We start from the raw sequence: 237 nt of genomic DNA on the forward strand, positions 1-237 counted from the left end.
ACGTATTCAGCAGCAGAAGACTTTGTTTCAGCATTTTTGAATACAGAAAGAGGATTCGTGATTGGAAGACCTACAGCTGGGTCAACCGGAAATCCAATCGGATGCGAATTGCCTGGAGAAGGAGGCGTTCAAATTTGCTCAAAAAGAGACTACCTGTCTAATGGAAAGGAATTTGTTGGCTATGGAATTCCCCCTCAGATAGAAAGTAAAAAAGTAATAGACAAGAATCATTTAAGA

Annotated in this window: 1 protein-coding gene; it reads left to right on the forward strand. The window is 40.1% G+C overall.

Annotated elements, in window-relative coordinates:
* Positions 1-237, forward strand: a 237-nt coding sequence (locus tag ACY2RS_RS15885; RefSeq protein WP_490099625.1) for a S41 family peptidase, incomplete at both ends; no start/stop codon positions are given.

The sequence above is a fragment of the Patiriisocius sp. 208BN25-11 genome (genome assembly GCF_058147145.1).